This is a genomic window from Kribbella monticola, assembly GCF_003261635.1.
GTDB classification, from domain to species: Bacteria; Actinomycetota; Actinomycetes; order Propionibacteriales; family Kribbellaceae; genus Kribbella; species Kribbella monticola.
Genome location: NZ_QFXK01000038.1, coordinates 53,824 through 70,458, shown reverse-complemented (window position 1 = coordinate 70,458; position 16,635 = coordinate 53,824). Strand labels below are relative to the sequence as shown.

The 16,635-nt window shown below is 67.7% G+C and carries 13 protein-coding genes; 8 read left to right on the top strand and 5 right to left on the bottom strand.

Translation table 11 applies throughout. The features are described 5' to 3' along the window. Window positions 1-91: 91 nt before the first annotated feature. Together DIZ26_RS30515 and DIZ26_RS30510 are read left to right on the top strand one after the other, a co-directional pair. On the top strand, window positions 92-1,087 hold the full coding sequence (locus DIZ26_RS30515) for a TAXI family TRAP transporter solute-binding subunit (protein ID WP_112247850.1): 996 nt from the start codon (window positions 92-94) through the stop codon (window positions 1,085-1,087). A gap of 47 nt (window positions 1,088-1,134) precedes the next feature. Further along, window positions 1,135-1,851, top strand: coding sequence for a class I SAM-dependent methyltransferase (locus DIZ26_RS30510; RefSeq protein ID WP_112247848.1), 717 nt, complete (start codon window positions 1,135-1,137; stop codon window positions 1,849-1,851). A gap of 80 nt (window positions 1,852-1,931) precedes the next feature. Here DIZ26_RS30510 and DIZ26_RS30505 read toward each other — a convergent pair whose 3' ends face one another. Both DIZ26_RS30505 and DIZ26_RS30500 read right to left on the bottom strand, forming a co-directional pair. Beyond that, window positions 1,932-3,302: a sensor histidine kinase gene (locus DIZ26_RS30505; protein WP_232828710.1), complete on the bottom strand. Its 1,371-nt coding sequence runs from the start codon at window positions 3,300-3,302 to the stop codon at window positions 1,932-1,934. Window positions 3,303-3,305: 3 nt separating this feature from the next. Then, window positions 3,306-3,971 carry a response regulator transcription factor gene (locus tag DIZ26_RS30500; RefSeq protein ID WP_012918592.1) on the bottom strand — a complete coding sequence of 222 codons (666 nt, stop codon included), beginning with the start codon at window positions 3,969-3,971 and terminating at the stop codon, window positions 3,306-3,308. Window positions 3,972-4,088: 117 nt separating this feature from the next. On the opposite strand from DIZ26_RS30500, the gene DIZ26_RS30495 reads away from it, so the two are divergent. From DIZ26_RS30495 to DIZ26_RS30485, 3 genes are all read left to right on the top strand, one after another. Next, complete coding sequence (locus DIZ26_RS30495) at window positions 4,089-6,119, top strand: TRAP transporter permease (protein ID WP_112247846.1); 2,031 nt, start codon at window positions 4,089-4,091, stop codon at window positions 6,117-6,119. Then, window positions 6,116-7,096 carry a TAXI family TRAP transporter solute-binding subunit gene (locus DIZ26_RS30490; protein ID WP_112247845.1) on the top strand — a complete coding sequence of 327 codons (981 nt, stop codon included), beginning with the start codon at window positions 6,116-6,118 and terminating at the stop codon, window positions 7,094-7,096. Before DIZ26_RS30495 ends, DIZ26_RS30490 begins: the two co-directional genes overlap by 4 nt. A 404-nt stretch (window positions 7,097-7,500) precedes the next feature. Then, window positions 7,501-9,747, top strand: a complete 2,247-nt coding sequence (locus DIZ26_RS30485; RefSeq protein WP_198676369.1) for a hypothetical protein — start codon at window positions 7,501-7,503, stop codon at window positions 9,745-9,747. On the opposite strand, the gene mgrA is transcribed toward DIZ26_RS30485, so the two are convergent. Together mgrA and DIZ26_RS30475 are read right to left on the bottom strand one after the other, a co-directional pair. Beyond that, complete coding sequence (mgrA, locus tag DIZ26_RS30480) at window positions 9,716-10,750, bottom strand: L-glyceraldehyde 3-phosphate reductase (protein ID WP_112247843.1); 1,035 nt, start codon at window positions 10,748-10,750, stop codon at window positions 9,716-9,718. The two genes, DIZ26_RS30485 and mgrA, sit on opposite strands and share 32 nt — an antisense overlap. Further along, window positions 10,743-12,089 carry an aminoglycoside phosphotransferase family protein gene (locus DIZ26_RS30475; protein WP_198676368.1) on the bottom strand — a complete coding sequence of 449 codons (1,347 nt, stop codon included), beginning with the start codon at window positions 12,087-12,089 and terminating at the stop codon, window positions 10,743-10,745. The genes mgrA and DIZ26_RS30475 overlap by 8 nt, the downstream gene beginning before the upstream one ends. Before the next feature lie 67 nt (window positions 12,090-12,156). On the opposite strand from DIZ26_RS30475, the gene DIZ26_RS30470 reads away from it, so the two are divergent. From DIZ26_RS30470 to DIZ26_RS30460, 3 genes are all read left to right on the top strand, one after another. Continuing rightward, window positions 12,157-12,789 carry a flavin reductase family protein gene (locus DIZ26_RS30470; protein ID WP_112247839.1) on the top strand — a complete coding sequence of 211 codons (633 nt, stop codon included), beginning with the start codon at window positions 12,157-12,159 and terminating at the stop codon, window positions 12,787-12,789. Window positions 12,790-12,946: 157 nt separating this feature from the next. Then, entirely contained in the window at window positions 12,947-14,629 is a 1,683-nt protein-coding gene (locus DIZ26_RS30465) for a molybdopterin-dependent oxidoreductase (protein WP_232828709.1), read from the top strand. A gap of 135 nt (window positions 14,630-14,764) precedes the next feature. Further along, a complete protein-coding gene (locus DIZ26_RS30460; RefSeq protein ID WP_112247837.1) occupies window positions 14,765-15,436 on the top strand; it encodes a fasciclin domain-containing protein in 672 nt (223 codons plus the stop codon). A 163-nt stretch (window positions 15,437-15,599) separates the two neighbouring features. On the opposite strand, the gene DIZ26_RS30455 is transcribed toward DIZ26_RS30460, so the two are convergent. After that, entirely contained in the window at window positions 15,600-16,559 is a 960-nt protein-coding gene (locus DIZ26_RS30455) for a hypothetical protein (RefSeq protein ID WP_112248124.1), read from the bottom strand. Window positions 16,560-16,635 lie beyond the last annotated feature (76 nt).

Here is a 16,635-nt window from a genome sequence, read left to right as displayed (position 1 = left end):
AGTGACGCATCCGCGGGCGGCCCGGCGATGGTGGCGCGGGTCGCAGCGGAGCGACTACCCGTGGGGACCGGGTGCCCTCTAGGTTGTTCCCATGGATCGTCCCCGCCTGCTGAATCGCCGGAGTGTGCTCGGACTGGGGGCAGCCACCGCGGCCGCCCTGGTGACACCCGGTTGTTCGCGCGGCCGCTCCGACGAGCCCGCCCCCGCGTCACCGGCCAGACTGGCCACCGGGAATGCCGGCGGCGTCTACCAGAAGTACGGCGACGGGCTGGCCAAGCTCGTCACCGAGGTCACCGGGGTGTCGATGACCACCGTCCCGACCGCCGGCTCGATCCAGAACCTGAGAATGCTGCACAGCGGGACCGCCGACCTCGGCTTCAGCCTGTCGGACTCGGCCCTGGACGCGTGGGAGGGCGAGGGTGCCTTCACCTCCGGCGTACTGCGGTTCACCGCGCTGGCCCGGACGTACGACAACTACGTGCACATCGTCGTACCGACTGCCTCGGACGTCTTCAAGATCGAGCAACTGGCCGGCAAGGAAGTCAACATCGGCCCGGACAACTCCGGCACCAGGGTGATCGCCGAGCGCATCCTCACCGCCGCCAACGTCAAGGTCCGGGCCCGGAAGTTCGACCTCGAGACGGCGGTCGCGCGACTCATCCTGCGGGCCAAGGAGCCGACCAAACCGGGCGGCATCGACGCGCTGATCTGGAGCGGCGGCCTACCGACCGACCCGATCAAGGACCTCCAGTCGACGATCGGGTTCCGGCTGGTGGACATCGGCAAGATCGCCGAGCAGATCGCCCTGCGGCGCTTCGGCGGGTACATCCTGTCCTCGATCCCGCCCTCGATCTACCAACTGTCGAGTTCGGTACCGACCCTCGCAGTACCGAACTACCTGCTGGCCAGGCGCGGCCTGTCCGACTCCTGGGCCTGGTGGACACTGAACACCCTGTTCCGCCGGCAAGCCGACCTGATGCAGTTCCACCCGGAAGCAGGCTCGCTCGACGCCCGTTCGGCGATCGCCACGATGCCGATTCCGCTGCACCCCGCAGCCGAACGCTGGTACCGCAACAACCACATCTGAGCAGGGATTCCACGCTCAGCTGGGCGTTCAAAAGGTAGAATTCGACAGTGAATCCCGCGCGTATTTCTACGGTCGATCAGCTACTGGAAATTCTCGATCATTCGGTGGCGGCGAGTGATCGTGGCGACCGTTCCGATCAGTCCGCTGCCGAGTTCTGGACCAACCTGCTGACCACGCCCGGGCACCCACTCGCGACGTCGTTGCCGGACGAACCGCTGGTCGATTGGCACGATCGCGGCCTGCTCGGAGATCTCTCCAGAGCCCGCGTGCTGGACATCGGTTGTGGTGCGGGGCGGAACAGTCGATGGTTCGCCGAGCAGGGCGCGACGGTGGAAGGCATCGACCTGGCCGCGCCTTTGCTGGCACACGTCCGGCCGACGATGCCCGAATCCGTCACCCTCACCGCGCTGAATGTCCTGCACGACCCACTCCCGGCAGGCCAGTACGACGTGGTCTACGACTCCGGCTGCTTCCACCACATCGCGCCGCACCGCCGGATCTCTTACCTCGAACGGGTTCTGCCCGCAGTACGCCCGGGAGGCCGCTTCGGCATCGTCACCTTCGCCGGCGAACAGATGGAGACCCCCACCGACCAGCAGATCGTCCTGAGCGGCGACACCGCCGGCGGGATGGCCTTCACCCTCGACGACCTGCGGACGATCTTCCAGGCGCTGAAGCCAGTCGAACTACGCCAGGTCCGCGACAACCGAGCCGGCACCTTCGGCCCCGACTTCCTCAACGCAGCACTCTTCACCGCCGAGTAGCTGCTGGTCACGCCGAAGGGAGTCACACCGCTTTCATCCAGCGGCGACGTAGAAGCTTGCGTGGGGCCCTGTTCGTAGTACTAGACGTCGTAGTCCTCGATGAGGGGGACGCGGACTTCGATGACCAGGCCGCCGCCGACGGGAGGGCGGGCTACGACGCGGCCGCCGACTCGGGCTGCTTCGGAGCGGACAATGGCGAGGCCGAGGCCTGTGCCGGGCATTTCGCGGTGGTGGGCGCTGCGCCAGAAGCGTTCGCCGACCTTCTTGAGGTCGCGGGAGCCGAGGCCGAGGCCGTGGTCGCGCACGGACAGGACGACCTCGGTGCCGTCGCGGGTGACGGAGACCTCGACCGGCGGTGCGCCGTACTTGGAGGCGTTGTCGAGCAGTACGTCGAGGATGTCGTCGACCTCGAGTTCGGGGGCGACGCCACCGGGGACCATTTCGCCGATGATGAGTTCGAGGTCGTCGGCGGCGTACACGGCCTTCCAGCCGACCAGCCGCTCCTTCACCGCCTGCGCCAGGTCGAGCGCGTCGTCGCTCCCCTCGATGTCGCCCGGGCGGTCGGAACCGGCCAGCCGGGAAAGCCGCTGGACGATCCGGCCGAGCCGGTCGATGTCGCTGAGGGCGAAGCGGGCGGTCGGGGACAGCCGGGAGAGCCCTTCGATGTGGATCCGGGCCGAAGTGAGCGGCGTACGAAGCTGGTGGGACGCGTCGGCGACGAACTCGCGTTCGCGCTGCCGGGCCTGGTGGAGGCTGAGCGCCATCGAGTTGAAGCTGTCGCCGAGGCGGCGGAGTTCGGGGGCGCGGCCGTCGGTGGAGACGCGGGTGTCGAGGGCGCCGCGGGTGACCTGGTGGGTCGCGTTGTCGAGGTCGTTGAGCGGCCGCAGTACCCAGCGGGTGACCGGGCGGACGATGCCGATGACAACGGCGCCGATGCTGATCAGGAGGCCGCCGAGCAGCAGCAGGAGCCCACGCTCGACCTGGTCGCGTCCTTTCTCGGTGGGCACCCGCAGTACTGCGGCGCCGAGTACGCGACCGTTGTTCACGACCGGCCGCGCGACGACCATCTCACCGGATCGCCACGGCCACAGGGCCGGCGGTTCGGCAGGGAGGCGGCCGGCCAGCGTGCTGTCCAGAGCGGCGTCCAGGTCGGACTCCTGCACGTCGACGCCGGACCGAGAGGTCGCGATGACCCGGCGGTCGACGTCGACGACGAAGACCGGGGTGTTGTAGAGCTCGTGGTACCGGACGGCGAGTTCGCGCAGGCTCGCGATGTCGCCGGTCTGCAGCGGCGACTCGGCCATCGTCGCGAACCAGTCGGCGTCGTTGCTGCGGGAAAGGAAGAGCGTGCGCGACGCACTGGTCGCGATGTAGTTGGCCAGCGGCACAGCAGCGACGATGGCGAGGACGACCACCATCGGGACGAGGGACTGCAGCAGGCGACGGCGCAACGGTCAGTCCGAACCCAGGCGGTAGCCGACGCCGCGGATGGTCTGGACGAGTTCGGGGCGGCCGAGCTTGGCCCGGAGACTGGCGACGTGCACGTCCATCGTCCGCGAGGAGGCCTCGAACACGGACTGCCAGGCGTACAGCGCGACCTGCTCGCGCGGCACCACCCGGCCGTGGTGGGCGGCCAGCACAGCTAGCACGTCGAACTCCTTGCGGGTCAGGCTGATGGGCTTGTCCGCGACCTGCACCGTCCGCGCCTCGATGTCCACGGTCAGATCGCCGACGGTCACCCGCGGGCGGGGCTGGAGCAGACCGGTACGACGAAGTACAGCATCGATGCGGGCCAAGAGCTCGGAGATGGCGAACGGCTTCACCACATAGTCGTCGGCGCCACTGCGCAGACCGCGGACCCGGTCGGCCGCCTCGCCGCGCGCGGTCACCGCGATCACCGGCACGTCGGACACCGTACGGATCTGCCGGCACACGTTGATGCCGTCGCCGTCGGGCAGGCCGAGGTCGAGCAGCACGAGGTCGCCGGGGTCGGCTGCGAGCGCGTCGGCGGCGGTCCGGACGTGGGTCACCATCAGGCCGTAGCGCCGCAGCGCGGGTATCAGTGCGTTGGCGATATCGAGATCGTCTTCGACCAGCAGAATCCTGACGGCGCCACTCATGCCGTGATCGTAGGGCAGGACAGCAACATGTGTGTCAGATCTTGGTAAAGACGTAATCACGCGACTCCATGGCGTGGTCGCCGACACTAGCCTTCGAGCACAGGAGGGAACCGGTCAATGACTGTGGGTGTTGGTACGGGGGGCGGCACCGCCGCGTTCTCCGAGTCCGAGCTAGCCGAGTACGAGCAGGAAAAACCTGCCCGGCGGCTGCATCCTGCCCTCGACCAAGTGATCTCGGCCTGGTGCGCGGTGGTCAGCATCGGCGTACTGCTCCAGGTCTTCTTCCCGCTCTCGGCCGGTACCCAGTTTTATTTAGTGATCTTTCTCGCAGCCGTCCTTCCGATCACGTTGTTGTGCTATCGGGGCTGGCACGTGCCGCCGTTCCTGAATCCCTTCAAGGCCCGGAGCAGAGAAAGCGACAACCCCGGCATCGTCGACTGGGCGCTGGCCGCGGTCGCCCTGGCGGTCTGTCTCTATCCGCTGCTCGACTTCGACGGCTACCTCGAACGACGCCAGACCCCGACCACCCTCGACGTCCTCGCCGGCGCAGTACTGCTCGTATTACTCCTCGAAGCATGCCGTCGTACTACGGGTTGGGTGCTGCCCGCGTTCAGCCTGCTGTTCATTGCCTACGCGTACTACGGCGGCTATCTCCCCTACACCTGGTCGCTGGCCCACCAGGGCTTCAACTTCGACGCCATCATCGCCCAGTTCACGATGGGCACCGCAGGGTTCTACGGCACGCCACTGGGAGTCGCGGCCAGCTACATCGTGCTGTTCACCATTTACGGCGCAGTGCTGGACTACTCGGGCGCAGGCAAGTTCTTCATCGACCTGTCGTTTGCTGCATTCAAACGAAGCCGTACTGCGCCCGGCCGTACTGTCACTCTCGCCGGCTTCCTGCTGGGCAGCGTCTCCGGCTCCGGTACTGCGACGGCCGTGTCGCTCGGCACTGTGTCGTGGCCGATCCTCCGCCGCGCGGGCTACCCGCCTGAGCCCGCCGGCGGGATGCTCGCGGCTGCCGGTATCGGCGCCATCCTGTCGCCTCCGACGCTGGGAGCAGCCGCGTTCATCATCGCGGAGTTCCTGCAGGTGTCGTACCTGACCGTGCTCGGGTACGCGACGATCCCCACGATTCTTTATTACCTGGGCATCCTGCTGGCGATCGAGATCGATGCCCGCAAGCACGGGACGACCAACGCCGAGACGTCGACCCGATCCGCGCGGCATCTGCTGCTGCGGTTCAGCTACCATTTCCTCTCGCTGTTCGTGATCATCGGATTCATGGCGGTGGATGTCCCGCCGTTCAAAGCCGTGGTCTACGCGGTGATCATCCAGTTCGGGTTGTCGTTCCTCGACCGTGAGCACCGGCTGACCGCCGGCCCGCTGTTCAAAGCGCTTGCCCAGGGCACCCGATCGGTGCTGCCGGTCGCGGCCACCTGCGCGACGGCCGGCGTGATTGTTGCCGTCACCACCCAAACCGGGTTGGGGCTGAACCTCGCCGAGATCATCGTGGACGCGGCGAAGGGGCTGACGGAGAACCCGACGGTCGTGCTGATCCTGACCGTCGTGCTGTCCGCGTTCGCAGTACTGATCCTTGGACTGGCCGTGCCGGTGACTGCGTCGTTCATCATCGCTGCGGTGATCATCGCGCCCGCGTTGGTGCAGCTCGGCGTGACCCAGCCCGAGGCGTACATGTTCATCTTCTACTACGCGGTGCTCTCCGAGGTGTCGCCGCCGACCGCGCTGGCCGCTGTGGCGACCTCGGCGATCACCGGCGGCAAGACGATGGCGACGATGTGGCAGGCGTGGAAGTACACGCTCCCGGCCTTCCTGGTGCCGTTCGCGTTCGTGCTGACCGACAACGGCGCGCACCTGCTGGGACAGGGCAGTTGGATCGGGATGGCCTGGACGCTGGGAGTCTCGATGCTTGCGGTCGCCGCGCTCGCGGTGGTGACCGGAGGCTGGATCGCGATCGCCACCGGCTGGGTCGAGCGACTGCTCTGTGTTCCGTCCGCGTTGTTGCTGCTCTACCTCGCGCCCGTAACCATCGCGGTCGGAATCGGTTTGCTCTTCGTTGCCGTCGTCATCAATCTCCTCAGGCGGCAGCGCCTGATCGGAGCTACGGAAGGATCCGCCACTTCATGAGAACCCGTCGTCTTCCCCTCGTCGTGGTCGCCGTGGCCGCTGCCGTCTCGCTGGTCGCCTGCGGAGGGCAGCGCGAACCCGAGGGCGGCAAGGCCGGTACCGATGGCGGCCGGCTGACGATTGCCACCGGCAACACCACCGGCGTGTACTACCAGCTGGGCGGCGCGCTCGCCTCGGTGATCTCGTCGAAGGTCGAGGGCTATCGGGCGACCGCCAGCGAGACCGGAGCCTCGGTGCAGAACGTGCAAGGCCTGGTGGCGGGCAACTACGACATCGCGTTCTCGCTCGGCGACACGGCAGCCGACGCGGTCAAGGGCGAGCACAGCTTCAAGGCACCGCAGGACGTGGTCGCGCTGACGCGGCTGTACCCGAACTACACCCAGGTCGCGGTCCGGGCCTCGTCGGGAATCACCAAGATCGCCGATCTCAAGGGCAAGCGGGTCTCCACCGGGTCGCCCAACTCCGGCACCGAGGTGATCGCGCGGCGGCTGCTCGAAGCGGCCGGGCTGAACCCGACCCGCGACGTCACCGCCCAGCGGCTCGGGCTGCCGGAATCGGTGGATGCGATGAAGAGCGGCTCGATCGATGCGCTGGTCTGGTCCGGCGGGCTGCCGACCGGTGGTATCACCGACCTGACCACCAGCCTCGGTAAGGACGTGAAGCTGATCCCGATCACGGACCTGCTCCCCGCGCTGCAGAAGACCTACGGCACGATCTATGCCCAGGGCACCATTCCGGCTGCCACCTACAAGCAGCCGGCCGAGGTGCCGACGATCATCGTGCCGAACGTGCTGCTGGTCCGGAAGAACATGTCCGACGAACTCGCCGAGAAGCTCACCAGGGCGATCTTCGAGAACAAGGACGCGCTGGTTCAGGTGAACGCGGCGGCCAAGGGCATCACGATCGAGAACGCCGAGAAGACCGACCCGGTGCCGCTGCACCCCGGCGCGAAGAAGGCGATCGAAGCGCTGAAGTAACCCACAGACCCGTCCTCCCCCGCATTCCAGGCGCAGCGGGGGAGGGCGCAAGATCCCGCCTCCGCACACCAGGCGCAGCGGAGGCGGGAACCAAAGCCCTCCTCCGCACACCAGGCGCAGCGGAGGCGGGTAGAAGGCCCACCCTCACGACCAGGCGCAGTGGGGGAGGGTTTCAGGCCGGGCCCGTACCGAGCGGAGGCATCCGCCCGGACCACGGGCCCGGCCGCTTTCACTCCGGGGACTGCCAGGCGACCCGCCGTACCGGTGTGGTGAGTGCGGGTGTGGTCAGCGAGTGAAGCGCTCCGTGAAGATTTGCGTGAATCGCTCTGTGTTGCGACGTACGTCCACTTAGGGTGGTCGCTCCTCGCCAGGCGGCGGGAATCGACCTCAGGGAGGCCCGTCGCGTGACGGTACGACGCCCCGGCGCGCTGCGTGCGACCCAGCTCTTGCTTACCCTCGCCGCGCTCGCCGGCCCAGGGGCTGCGACAGTCCAGCCGGTGGCAGCGGTGCAACCGGAGACGGCAGTGCAGCTGGGGGCAGCAGTGCAACCGGGGGCGGCGGTGCAAGCGGTGGCGGCGGTGGCGGTCGGTGCTCGGGACATCACCGGTGACGTTCTGGCTGGGCGGGATGTGACGCTCGGCGGGGATGCGTCGATCACGGTGCCGGGCGGGACCACGACGTACGCAGGCGTCATCCGCGGTGAAGGGACTCTGCGGATCAGGGGACGCGGCACGCTGATTCTGACCAGGGACAGCGACTTCACTCTGCTGAAGGCACAGCAGCGGCAGAGCGTCCGGATCCTCGGCGGCAATCATCCGTACGTCGTCGTCGCCACGCCCGACCCGGCTGCGGTGATCATCGATCGTGGCGCCACCCTGCAGTACGGAAACGGCGGCACGACCGGCGTGATCGGGCGCTTCCCGTACAAGACACCGGGCTTCGAGCTCAACCAGGACAACATCGAAGTCAACGGCACCCTCCGGCTGTCGGTCACCCGGGCGATCAACCTCGGCACCATCAGCGGCTCCGGGCTGGTCACGCAGCCGCGGTTCCTGTGGGGCACGCTCGATCTCGCCGGTACGCAGCCGTTCTCCGGCGTGATCGACAACGGCACCGGTACGGCAGCCGGCAAACCCGAGTCCGCGGTCGCGCTGCCCAACGTTCGTGCGGTCCTCAACCAGGGGACGTGGACCGTCGACACCCCGCTCGGCCAGACCGTCGTACTGCGCCAGAACTTCTACCAGCGCGAATACGGCAGCGACATCAACGTCCACTCCCGCCCGGGCGGCAAGGTGGTGCTGGCCGGGCAGTACAGCTACTCCGATCGAGGCGGCGACGCCGACCCGTCGCTGAGCGATCTCCGGATCAATTGGCGAAAGATCCCGCACGACCTCAACAAGCGTGGGACCAACATCAAGGGCGCCGATGTCCAGTGGGGTGACGGCAGCACGCACGAGATCTTCATGCCGGGCACCGCGGACACCGTCTACATCAACCTGCTGGCGGCGCGGTCCCGCTCGAAGCTCACCTTCGCCTACAACGGCCCGGTCACTCTGGGCGCGCCCATCGGCGGCGGCGTCTTCCACGACACGCTCAAATCGCCGGGGGCGGGGGACATCGTGATCAAGGCAGTGCCCGGCAACGACGTGACCTTCGCAGCGGACCAGTACTACGACGGCTCGACGACCATCGATTCGGGCGCCGTACTCCGATTGGGTAGCGGGCGGTCGGGTGGCGACGGCAGCCTGCTGACGAAGGCCGCGCTCTTCAAGGTGATCGACAACGGCTCACTCGTGGTGCAGAACGTGCGCCATGCTGTCTCGTTGTCGAAGATCAGCGGCACGGGCTCCTTCGCTCAAGCCGGGCCGGCCACGACCCGCCTGACCGGCGACGTCACCTACACCGGCAGAACCACGATCTCCAGGGGAACACTGGCTCTCACCGCAGGCACCCTCCGCAACAGCAGCGCTGCCGCCATCACCAGCTCCGGCGCTCGCCTGGACCTGACCGCTGCCGGCAACCAAACCCTCCGCAACCTCACGATGGCCGCCGGTACAACGCTCACAGCGAACCGCCGCGCCGTCGTGAGCTTGAGTGGCAACTCCACCGTCTCGGGCACCATTTCAGCCGGCGCCCTGATGAACACTGGCCAGCTCACCGGGTCCTTCACCGTGTCCGGCGCCTACACCCAAACTCGCACTGCCGCGCTGACAGTCCCGCTCAACGCCGAACCGCCGCAGGTCACCGGCACGGTGAACCTGGCCGGCGCTCTGCATATCCCAGCCGCAACCGCTCGACCCGGTGCCCGCCGAGAGATCACCCTCATCGAGAACACCGGTCCGAGCCCAGTCACCGGCACCTTCCGCGACCTCCCCGAGGGAGCCCGGCTGCCCCTGGCCGGAACGCAGTACGCCATCACCTACTCCGGTGGCACCGGCAACGACGTCACACTGAAACCCGTCGAAGCCGGTGCACCTGCCGTCGTTCCGAACCAGTCCGGCGGCGACAGCACGCCCGCGGCCACCGCGGCGACGACCGGCAGTTCGTCGTACTGGCGCACAGCCGGTCTTGCCGCGCTGGCCGCCGCGGTCGGCCTACTGGGGTTCGTACTGGTCCGCCTCAGGCGTCGGAGCTCTTCTTCCACAGATTGATGCCGGCCTCGACGGCGTCCGCGTCGATCGCGTCCAGCTCTTCCTGAGTGAACTTCAGGTTGTTCACCGCGGCCAGGTTGTCCTCGAGTTGGGCGACGCTGGAGGCGCCGATCAGGGCGCTGGTGACCCGGTCGTCGCGCAGCGTCCAGGCGAGTGCCAACTGGGCGACGGACTGGCCGCGCTGCTTGGCGATCTCGTTCAGCGCGCGGACGTGCTTCAGGGTCTCCTCGGTCAGCATGTCGGTGCTCAGCGACTTGCCCTGCGTCGCCCGCGAGCCTTCCGGTACGCCGTCGAGGTAGCGGTCGGTCAGCACGCCCTGGGCCAGCGGCGAGAACGCGATCACGCCGACACCGAGTTCACCGACGGCGTCGAGCAGGTCCTCCTCGATCCACCGGTTCAGCATCGAGTACGACGGCTGGTGGATGAGCAGCGGCGTGCCGAGCTCGTCGAGGATCCGGGCCGCTTCGCGGGTCTTCTCCGCGGAGTACGACGAGATGCCGGCGTACAGCGCCTTGCCGGAGCGGACGGCGGCATCCAGTGCGCCCATCGTCTCCTCCAGCGGGGTGTCGGGGTCGAACCGGTGCGAGTAGAAGATGTCGACGTAATCGAGACCCATCCGGTCCAGCGACTGGTCGAGCGAGGCCAGCAGGTACTTCCGGCTGCCGCCACCCTGACCGTACGGGCCCGGCCACATGTCGTACCCGGCCTTGGTGGAGATCAGCAGCTCGTCGCGGTACGGCTTGAAGTCGCGGGCGAAGTGACCGCCGAAGTTGGTCTCGGCCGAGCCGTACGGCGGGCCGTAGTTGTTCGCCAGGTCGAAGTGGGTGACGCCGAGGTCGAAGGCACGGCGCAGGATGTCGCGCTGGGTGTCGAGCGGCTTGTCACCGCCGAAGTTGTGCCAGAGCCCGAGCGAGATCGCCGGCAGCTGCAGCCCGCTGCGGCCACTGCGCCGATAGGTCATCTGGTCGTCGTACCGGTCGGAGGCAGCTACGTAGTCAGTCACGAAACAGCAGTCTGCACCATGTCCGCACAAGTCCGCGAACCCTTGTTTTACGGGCAGAAACCACGTCGATCACAGTCAGAAGATGGGCTGCTGGCCGCCCAGCTCCCGCCACGGCGACGGAGGGTCCCCAGCAAAGAACCGCAGCACGCCGAACAGGCGACTCGCGGGCGCCGCAGTCCAATGCCGCAGCTCCTCCTGCGGCGCTCCACCGACCCCGCCCCGCCCCGACCCAAGGAGGTCCGACCGACCCGAGTCGAGGAGGTCCGACCGGCCCGAGCCGAGGGGGTTGGGTCGGCCCGAGCTGAGGGGGTTGGGTCGGCCCGAGCTGAGGGGGTTGGGTCGGCCCGAGCCGAGGGGTTGGACCGGCCCGAGCCGAGGGGTTGGGTCGACCCGAGCCGAGGGGGTTGGGTCGGCCCGAGCCGAGGGGTTGGACCGGCCCGAGCCGAGGGGTTGGGTCGACCCGAGCCGAGGGGTTGGGTCGACCCGAGCCGAGGGGGTTGGACCGGCCCGAGCCGAGGGGGTTGGACCGGCCCGAGCCGAGGGGGTTGGACCGGCCCGAGCCGAGGGGGTTGGGCTGGTTCGGGCTGAGGAGGTTGGAGAGGCCCCAGCTGAGGTGGAACCAGAGGGCTGCTGCTTCCAGCTCGCCGTGGCCTGCTTGCCGGTAGCCGGGTAGCAGTTGGGCGACCTGCTCCAGGCGGAGCTTGGCGAACTCTGCGCCCGCCGGGCCCCAGGCGGCGTCGCCCCAGTCGATCAGTGCGCAGTACCGGCCGTCCTGGTCGACCATGATGTTCTGTGCCGCCAGGTCTCCGTGCAGCAGCACGTTGGGGGCTGCGCGATCGAACCGGGTGGCGAGGTGCTCGAACCACGTGAGCAGCCACTTCGCAGTACCGGTGTCTATCCATCCATCGGTTGCCAGGCGTTCTACGGTGGGGCGTGGGTCATTGTCCTCGTCGGTCGGCACTCCCTTGATTTGTTGATACTTGGTCTCGTGCAGGAGGCGCATCTGGTCGCCTAGCTCGGGCCAGAGTTCCGGGTGCTCCGCCTCGCTGTCGACGAGATCTGTCGCGTGGACACGCTCCATCACCACGTACGGCGCGTCGACGATCGACCGGGTGTCGTCGAAGTCCACGATCGCCGGTGTCCGTACTCCGGCGGCCCGGGCGACCGGGATGACCGCGACCTCCTTCACCAGGTCGGCTTCGAACTCCTGGCTGCGGGGTATCCGCAGGAACAGGTGATCGCCGAGCGTGTAGGTCTGGTTCGCAACACCGCCTGGGACCTCGCGGATCTGGTCCGGGCGTACGCCGTACCGCTCGGCGAGTGCTGGGATGATCGTCATTGCCTCCATCGTGCTGTTGCCAGGTTGCCCTGGTCCACCGAATTCGGTGCCGGGCAATACTGAGCGGGTGCGAGTCGACTTTGTGCCGGGGGCTGTCAGTGGGCGTGCGTTCTATGCGTTGCTGAATTCGGTGGTGGTGCCGCGGCCGATCGCCTGGGTGTCGTCGCGGTCGGCGGACGGCGTCCTGAATCTGGCGCCGCATTCGTTCTTCACCGTGGCATGCGTGCGGCCGCCGATGGTGCAGTTCACCTCGGTCGGGCGCAAGGACAGCTTGAACAACGTCGAGGCGACCGGCGAATTCGTGGTCAACTTCGCCTCGGAGCCGCTCTACGAACAGGTGAACGCGTCGGCGACGGACTTCCCGCCGGAGATCTCCGAGTTCGCCGCGGTGGGGTTGACCACCGAGCCGTCCACGACCGTCGCCGTACCGCGGGTCGCCGAGTCCCCGGTGGCGATCGAGTGCACCCTGCACACCACTCTCGAGCTGGGTGACTGCACGGTCGTCATCGGCCAGGTCCGCCACATCGCCGTCGATTCGTCCGTGCTCGACGGCGACCATCCCGAGATCACCCGGCTCCGCCCGCTGGCGCGCCTCGGCAAGGACGAGTGGTCCACGATCGGCGAGATCCGCTCCATCAGCCGGATCAAGAACAGCGATTGGCCAGGACACTTCACCCCACCTGAGACGGACGCTCGCTGAGGTCTTCCCGCTGGTAGGAGGAGTGCTTTTCGCTGACTGGGAAAGTGCTTGAGGGACAAGGCTTCTCTGCCAGGCGTTTCGGCTGCCTGTTGCCGGCTGGGTGAAGATTTCTTGGAGATCCACCCATCCGGGGGCGCGGTCGGTCCGAAGCACCGGCATGACTACGACGATGCGACGCCGGATGCCAGCCGCGCTGGGAGGTGTGCTCGCCGCAGGTGCAGGACTCGGCCTCGGTGAGCTGACCGCAGCGCTGGCCGGCGGTACGTCGCCGGTCGTCGGCGTCGCGACCCACCTGATCGATCTCGCACCGGGGCCGGCCAAGGACTGGGCAGTCAAGAATCTCGGCACGGCGGACAAGCCGGTCCTGATCGGCGTCGTCCTCCTCGGGGTAGCCGTTTTCGCTTTGCTAGCCGGGGCGATCGGCGCCTCCCGGCCGCGCATCGCAGTAGTACTGACGGTTCTCCTCGGCCTGCTCGCAATCCTCGCAGCAGCCACCGGCCGAACTCTCGCTCCCAACCACTTCATTCGAATCCTTCCCGGGATCGTCACGTTGCTAACAGCAACGATCGGCATCGTTGCGATCCTGCGCACCCTGAACCTGAACCCCTTCGACGGCGGTGGACACCGGAAGGCCGCCGCCGCCGAAGGCACCAAGTCAATTGCCCACAGCAATCAATCCGAGAGCCTCCCCACAACCCCGCCAACCACCGAAGCCCCGACGATCGCCCCGGTTCGTCCTGCCGTCACCACTCCTGCTCCGGCGACCGCTCCGGCGGGGTTCGATCGGCGGGGGTTTCTTGTGACGGCGATGGCGCTCGGGGCGGCTGGTGCTGGTGGGTTGCTGGTGTCGCGGGTGCTGCCTGATGGTGTGAGTGAGGCGACGCGGATGGGGATCAAGATCCCCGCTCCGGCGAGCCCGGCGAACGCCGTACCGGCTGGGGTGTCTGCTGATGTTGCGGGAGTCAGCCGCTTCGTCACTCCGAACAAGCAGTTCTACCGCGTCGACACCTTGCTGACCGTTCCGAAGATCGACCCGCGCAGCTGGGAGCTGCGGGTGCACGGGATGGTCGACCACGAGTTGCGACTGAACTTCGCCGACCTGCTCGGACGTCGCCTGATCGAACGGGACATCACCCTGACCTGCGTCTCCAACGAGGTCGGCGGCCCGTACGTCGGCAACGCTCGCTGGATCGGCGTACCGATCGCCGAGATCCTTCGCGAAGCCGGCGTTCACGCCGAGGCCGACGCGGTCCGGTCGAGGAGCGTGGACGGGCTGACGATCGGCACTCCGCTGAAGGCGCTGACCGACGGCCGGGACGCGATCTTCGCGGTCGCGATGAACGGTGAGCCGCTGCCGTTCGAGCACGGCTTCCCGGTCCGGATGGTGGTTCCCGGCTTGTACGGCTACGTGTCCGCGACGAAGTGGGTCGTCGACATCGAGGTGACCCGGTTCGAGGACTTCAGCGCCTACTGGACCGACCGTGGCTGGGCCGTCGAGGCGCCGATCAAGACGTCGTCGCGGATCGACGTACCGAAGGGCTTCGCGCAACTGAAGGCCGGCCCCTCGGTCGCGGCCGGAGTCGCCTGGGCACAGCACCGCGGGATCACCAAGGTCGAGGTGCAGGTCGACGACGGCCCGTGGCAGCCCGCCGAACTCGCGGCCGAGGACACCATCGACACCTGGCGGCAATGGACGTTCCGCTGGAACGCGACGCCGGGCAACCACAAACTCACCGTCCGGGCGACAGATGCCGACGGACAGGTGCAGACCGCCGACCGTGCAGCACCTCGACCCAACGGGTCGAGCGGACTGCACAACACGGTGGTGATGGTCGAGTAGTCCGTTCGCAGTACAGCCGGCTGCCGTCATCCCGCATCTGCCGGCAGAGCACAGCTCAGGCAGCCGCACCGCGCACCTCCGACGAGGACGCGGCACACCTCGCAACGCAAAAACCATCGAAGGAGAAGGATCGTCATGTCCCACACCATCAAGCGAGTCGCTCTGGCCGCCTCTGCTCTGTCCCTGCTCTTCGCGACCGCGGCTTGTGGCGGCAGCGACGACAACTCGAGCAGCAGCCCCTCGACCACCACCTCGTCCTCGGCGCCGATGCCGAGCGAGAGCATGAGCTCCTCCGCTCCGGCCGGCAACACCTCCGGCCTGGTCGGCCCCGGCTGCGCCGACTACGCCAAGGCCAATCCGACGGGTGCCGGCTCGGTCGACGGCATGGCCGCCGCACCGGTCGCGACTGCTGCCTCGGGTAACCCGCTGCTGAAGACGCTGGTCGCGGCGGTATCGGGCAAGGTGAATCCGAAGGTCGACCTGGTCTCGACGCTGAACGGTGGCGAGTTCACCGTGTTCGCGCCGGTCGACTCCGCGTTCGCCAAGATCGACGCGAAGACGATGGCCACGCTGAAGACCAACGACGCGCTGCTGAGCAAGATCCTGACCTACCACGTCGTACCGGGTCAGCTCGACGCGGCGGCGGTCGTCGGCAAGCACGCCACGGTCGAGAAGCAGGACGTCACCGTCAGCGGTTCCGGTGACAACTTGATGGTCAACAACGCCAAGGTCATCTGCGGTGGCGTGAAGACCGCGAACGCGACGGTCTACCTGATCGACACCGTCCTGCTGCCCCCGGCGGCCTGACAACGAACCGGTAGCCGCCCGGATCACTCCGGAATCGGCCACCGACTGAACTGACTGGGCGGCGCCACCTCTGCCGGGGCGCCGCCCAGTCGCGTGCCGGCGACTGTGCAAGCGCCTGCCGGCCAGCGCGGTACCACCTCGGAGGTCGACTTCTACGTCCGGATCAGGTTGCTGTCTGGTCATGCTCAGGCGCTCCTTCGAACTCGGCGAGGCAATGGATCAGGGCGCGGAGCTGAGGGCTCAGGTGATAGGGAAGGGGATGGTCGGGAAGCGCGATGGTGGCGGGGTGCCAGCCGGTTGCGTCGACGAGGTAGACGGTCGGAGTGAGGGGACCGGGTGCGCTCTCGAAGGCGGTGTGGGTGAGGTGAAGCATCGCGCTGAGGGCGGGCAGCACCGAGAGGTCGCGGATGACGTGGATCAGCAGCAGATCGCGGGCGGGAAGAGCCACCAGTACGCCGTACTTCGGGTCCTCCAGGTGGAGGGATTCCCGCAGGACGGTGTCGAGGACCAGGGCACGGGATGCGGACCAGCTGGTCTCGCTGAGCATCGCAAGTTGGGCTCCGTTGTGGTCGAGGTAGGTGACGTTGTCGGTGAGCTGGGTGAGGTTGGCCAGAGCGAGCCGATATGCCTCGGATCGGCTGAGGCCGAGGGCCGCGGGATCGAAGTGGAGGGTGAAAGTGCCGTCGCTGCTGGTCGCAGGCACGGCAACGAGCCCGGGCAGGAACTCCGGTAGGTCGGCAGTCCACTCCGGCGGGACCGCCGCCGTGGCTGCCAGCCGGAGACAGAGCCGGCTCGCCAGGTCAGCGGAATCGGCCGGCCGCCGCACGTTGGCGAGCAAGCCGTCGAAATGCTGCTCGACCTGTTGCGCCCAGCGTTGCCGCGGCTCCCTCACCACCGTTCTGGCTAGATTCCCCAGTCCGAACTGCGCGCCGCCGAGCTGATCGGACGACGTGGCGACGCTGAGCGTGCCGGTTTCGTGGACATAGCTCGTGGTCAGGCCTCGAGCGGACAAGGCCGCACGGGACAGCTGGATCAGGTGGTCGGCCTCGGGATCGGTGAGTGGGAGAAGTCCGGGATGGTTGCCTGCGGCCCGCTCGGCGGGAAGGTTGTGCTGGGTGGTCATCGTGTCCACCTCCTCGACAGAGAAAGTACGAGCGCGGGCAGCGTCGGCGAGGTGGCAATTCCGGGCCTGTGGACAA

What these genes read in the sequence shown, in the direction of transcription:
- DIZ26_RS30455 (WP_112248124.1), bottom strand. Translation starts at nt 16,559, where the DNA reads ATGACCACCCAGCACAACCTTCCCGCCGAGCGGGCCGCAGGCAACCAT.
- DIZ26_RS30490 (WP_112247845.1), top strand. Translation starts at nt 6,116, where the DNA reads ATGAGAACCCGTCGTCTTCCCCTCGTCGTGGTCGCCGTGGCCGCTGCC.
- DIZ26_RS30500 (WP_012918592.1), bottom strand. Translation starts at nt 3,971, where the DNA reads ATGAGTGGCGCCGTCAGGATTCTGCTGGTCGAAGACGATCTCGATATC.
- DIZ26_RS30460 (WP_112247837.1), top strand. Translation starts at nt 14,765, where the DNA reads ATGTCCCACACCATCAAGCGAGTCGCTCTGGCCGCCTCTGCTCTGTCC.
- DIZ26_RS30495 (WP_112247846.1), top strand. Translation starts at nt 4,089, where the DNA reads ATGACTGTGGGTGTTGGTACGGGGGGCGGCACCGCCGCGTTCTCCGAG.
- DIZ26_RS30465 (WP_232828709.1), top strand. Translation starts at nt 12,947, where the DNA reads ATGACTACGACGATGCGACGCCGGATGCCAGCCGCGCTGGGAGGTGTG.
- DIZ26_RS30515 (WP_112247850.1), top strand. Translation starts at nt 92, where the DNA reads ATGGATCGTCCCCGCCTGCTGAATCGCCGGAGTGTGCTCGGACTGGGG.
- DIZ26_RS30475 (WP_198676368.1), bottom strand. Translation starts at nt 12,089, where the DNA reads ATGACGATCATCCCAGCACTCGCCGAGCGGTACGGCGTACGCCCGGAC.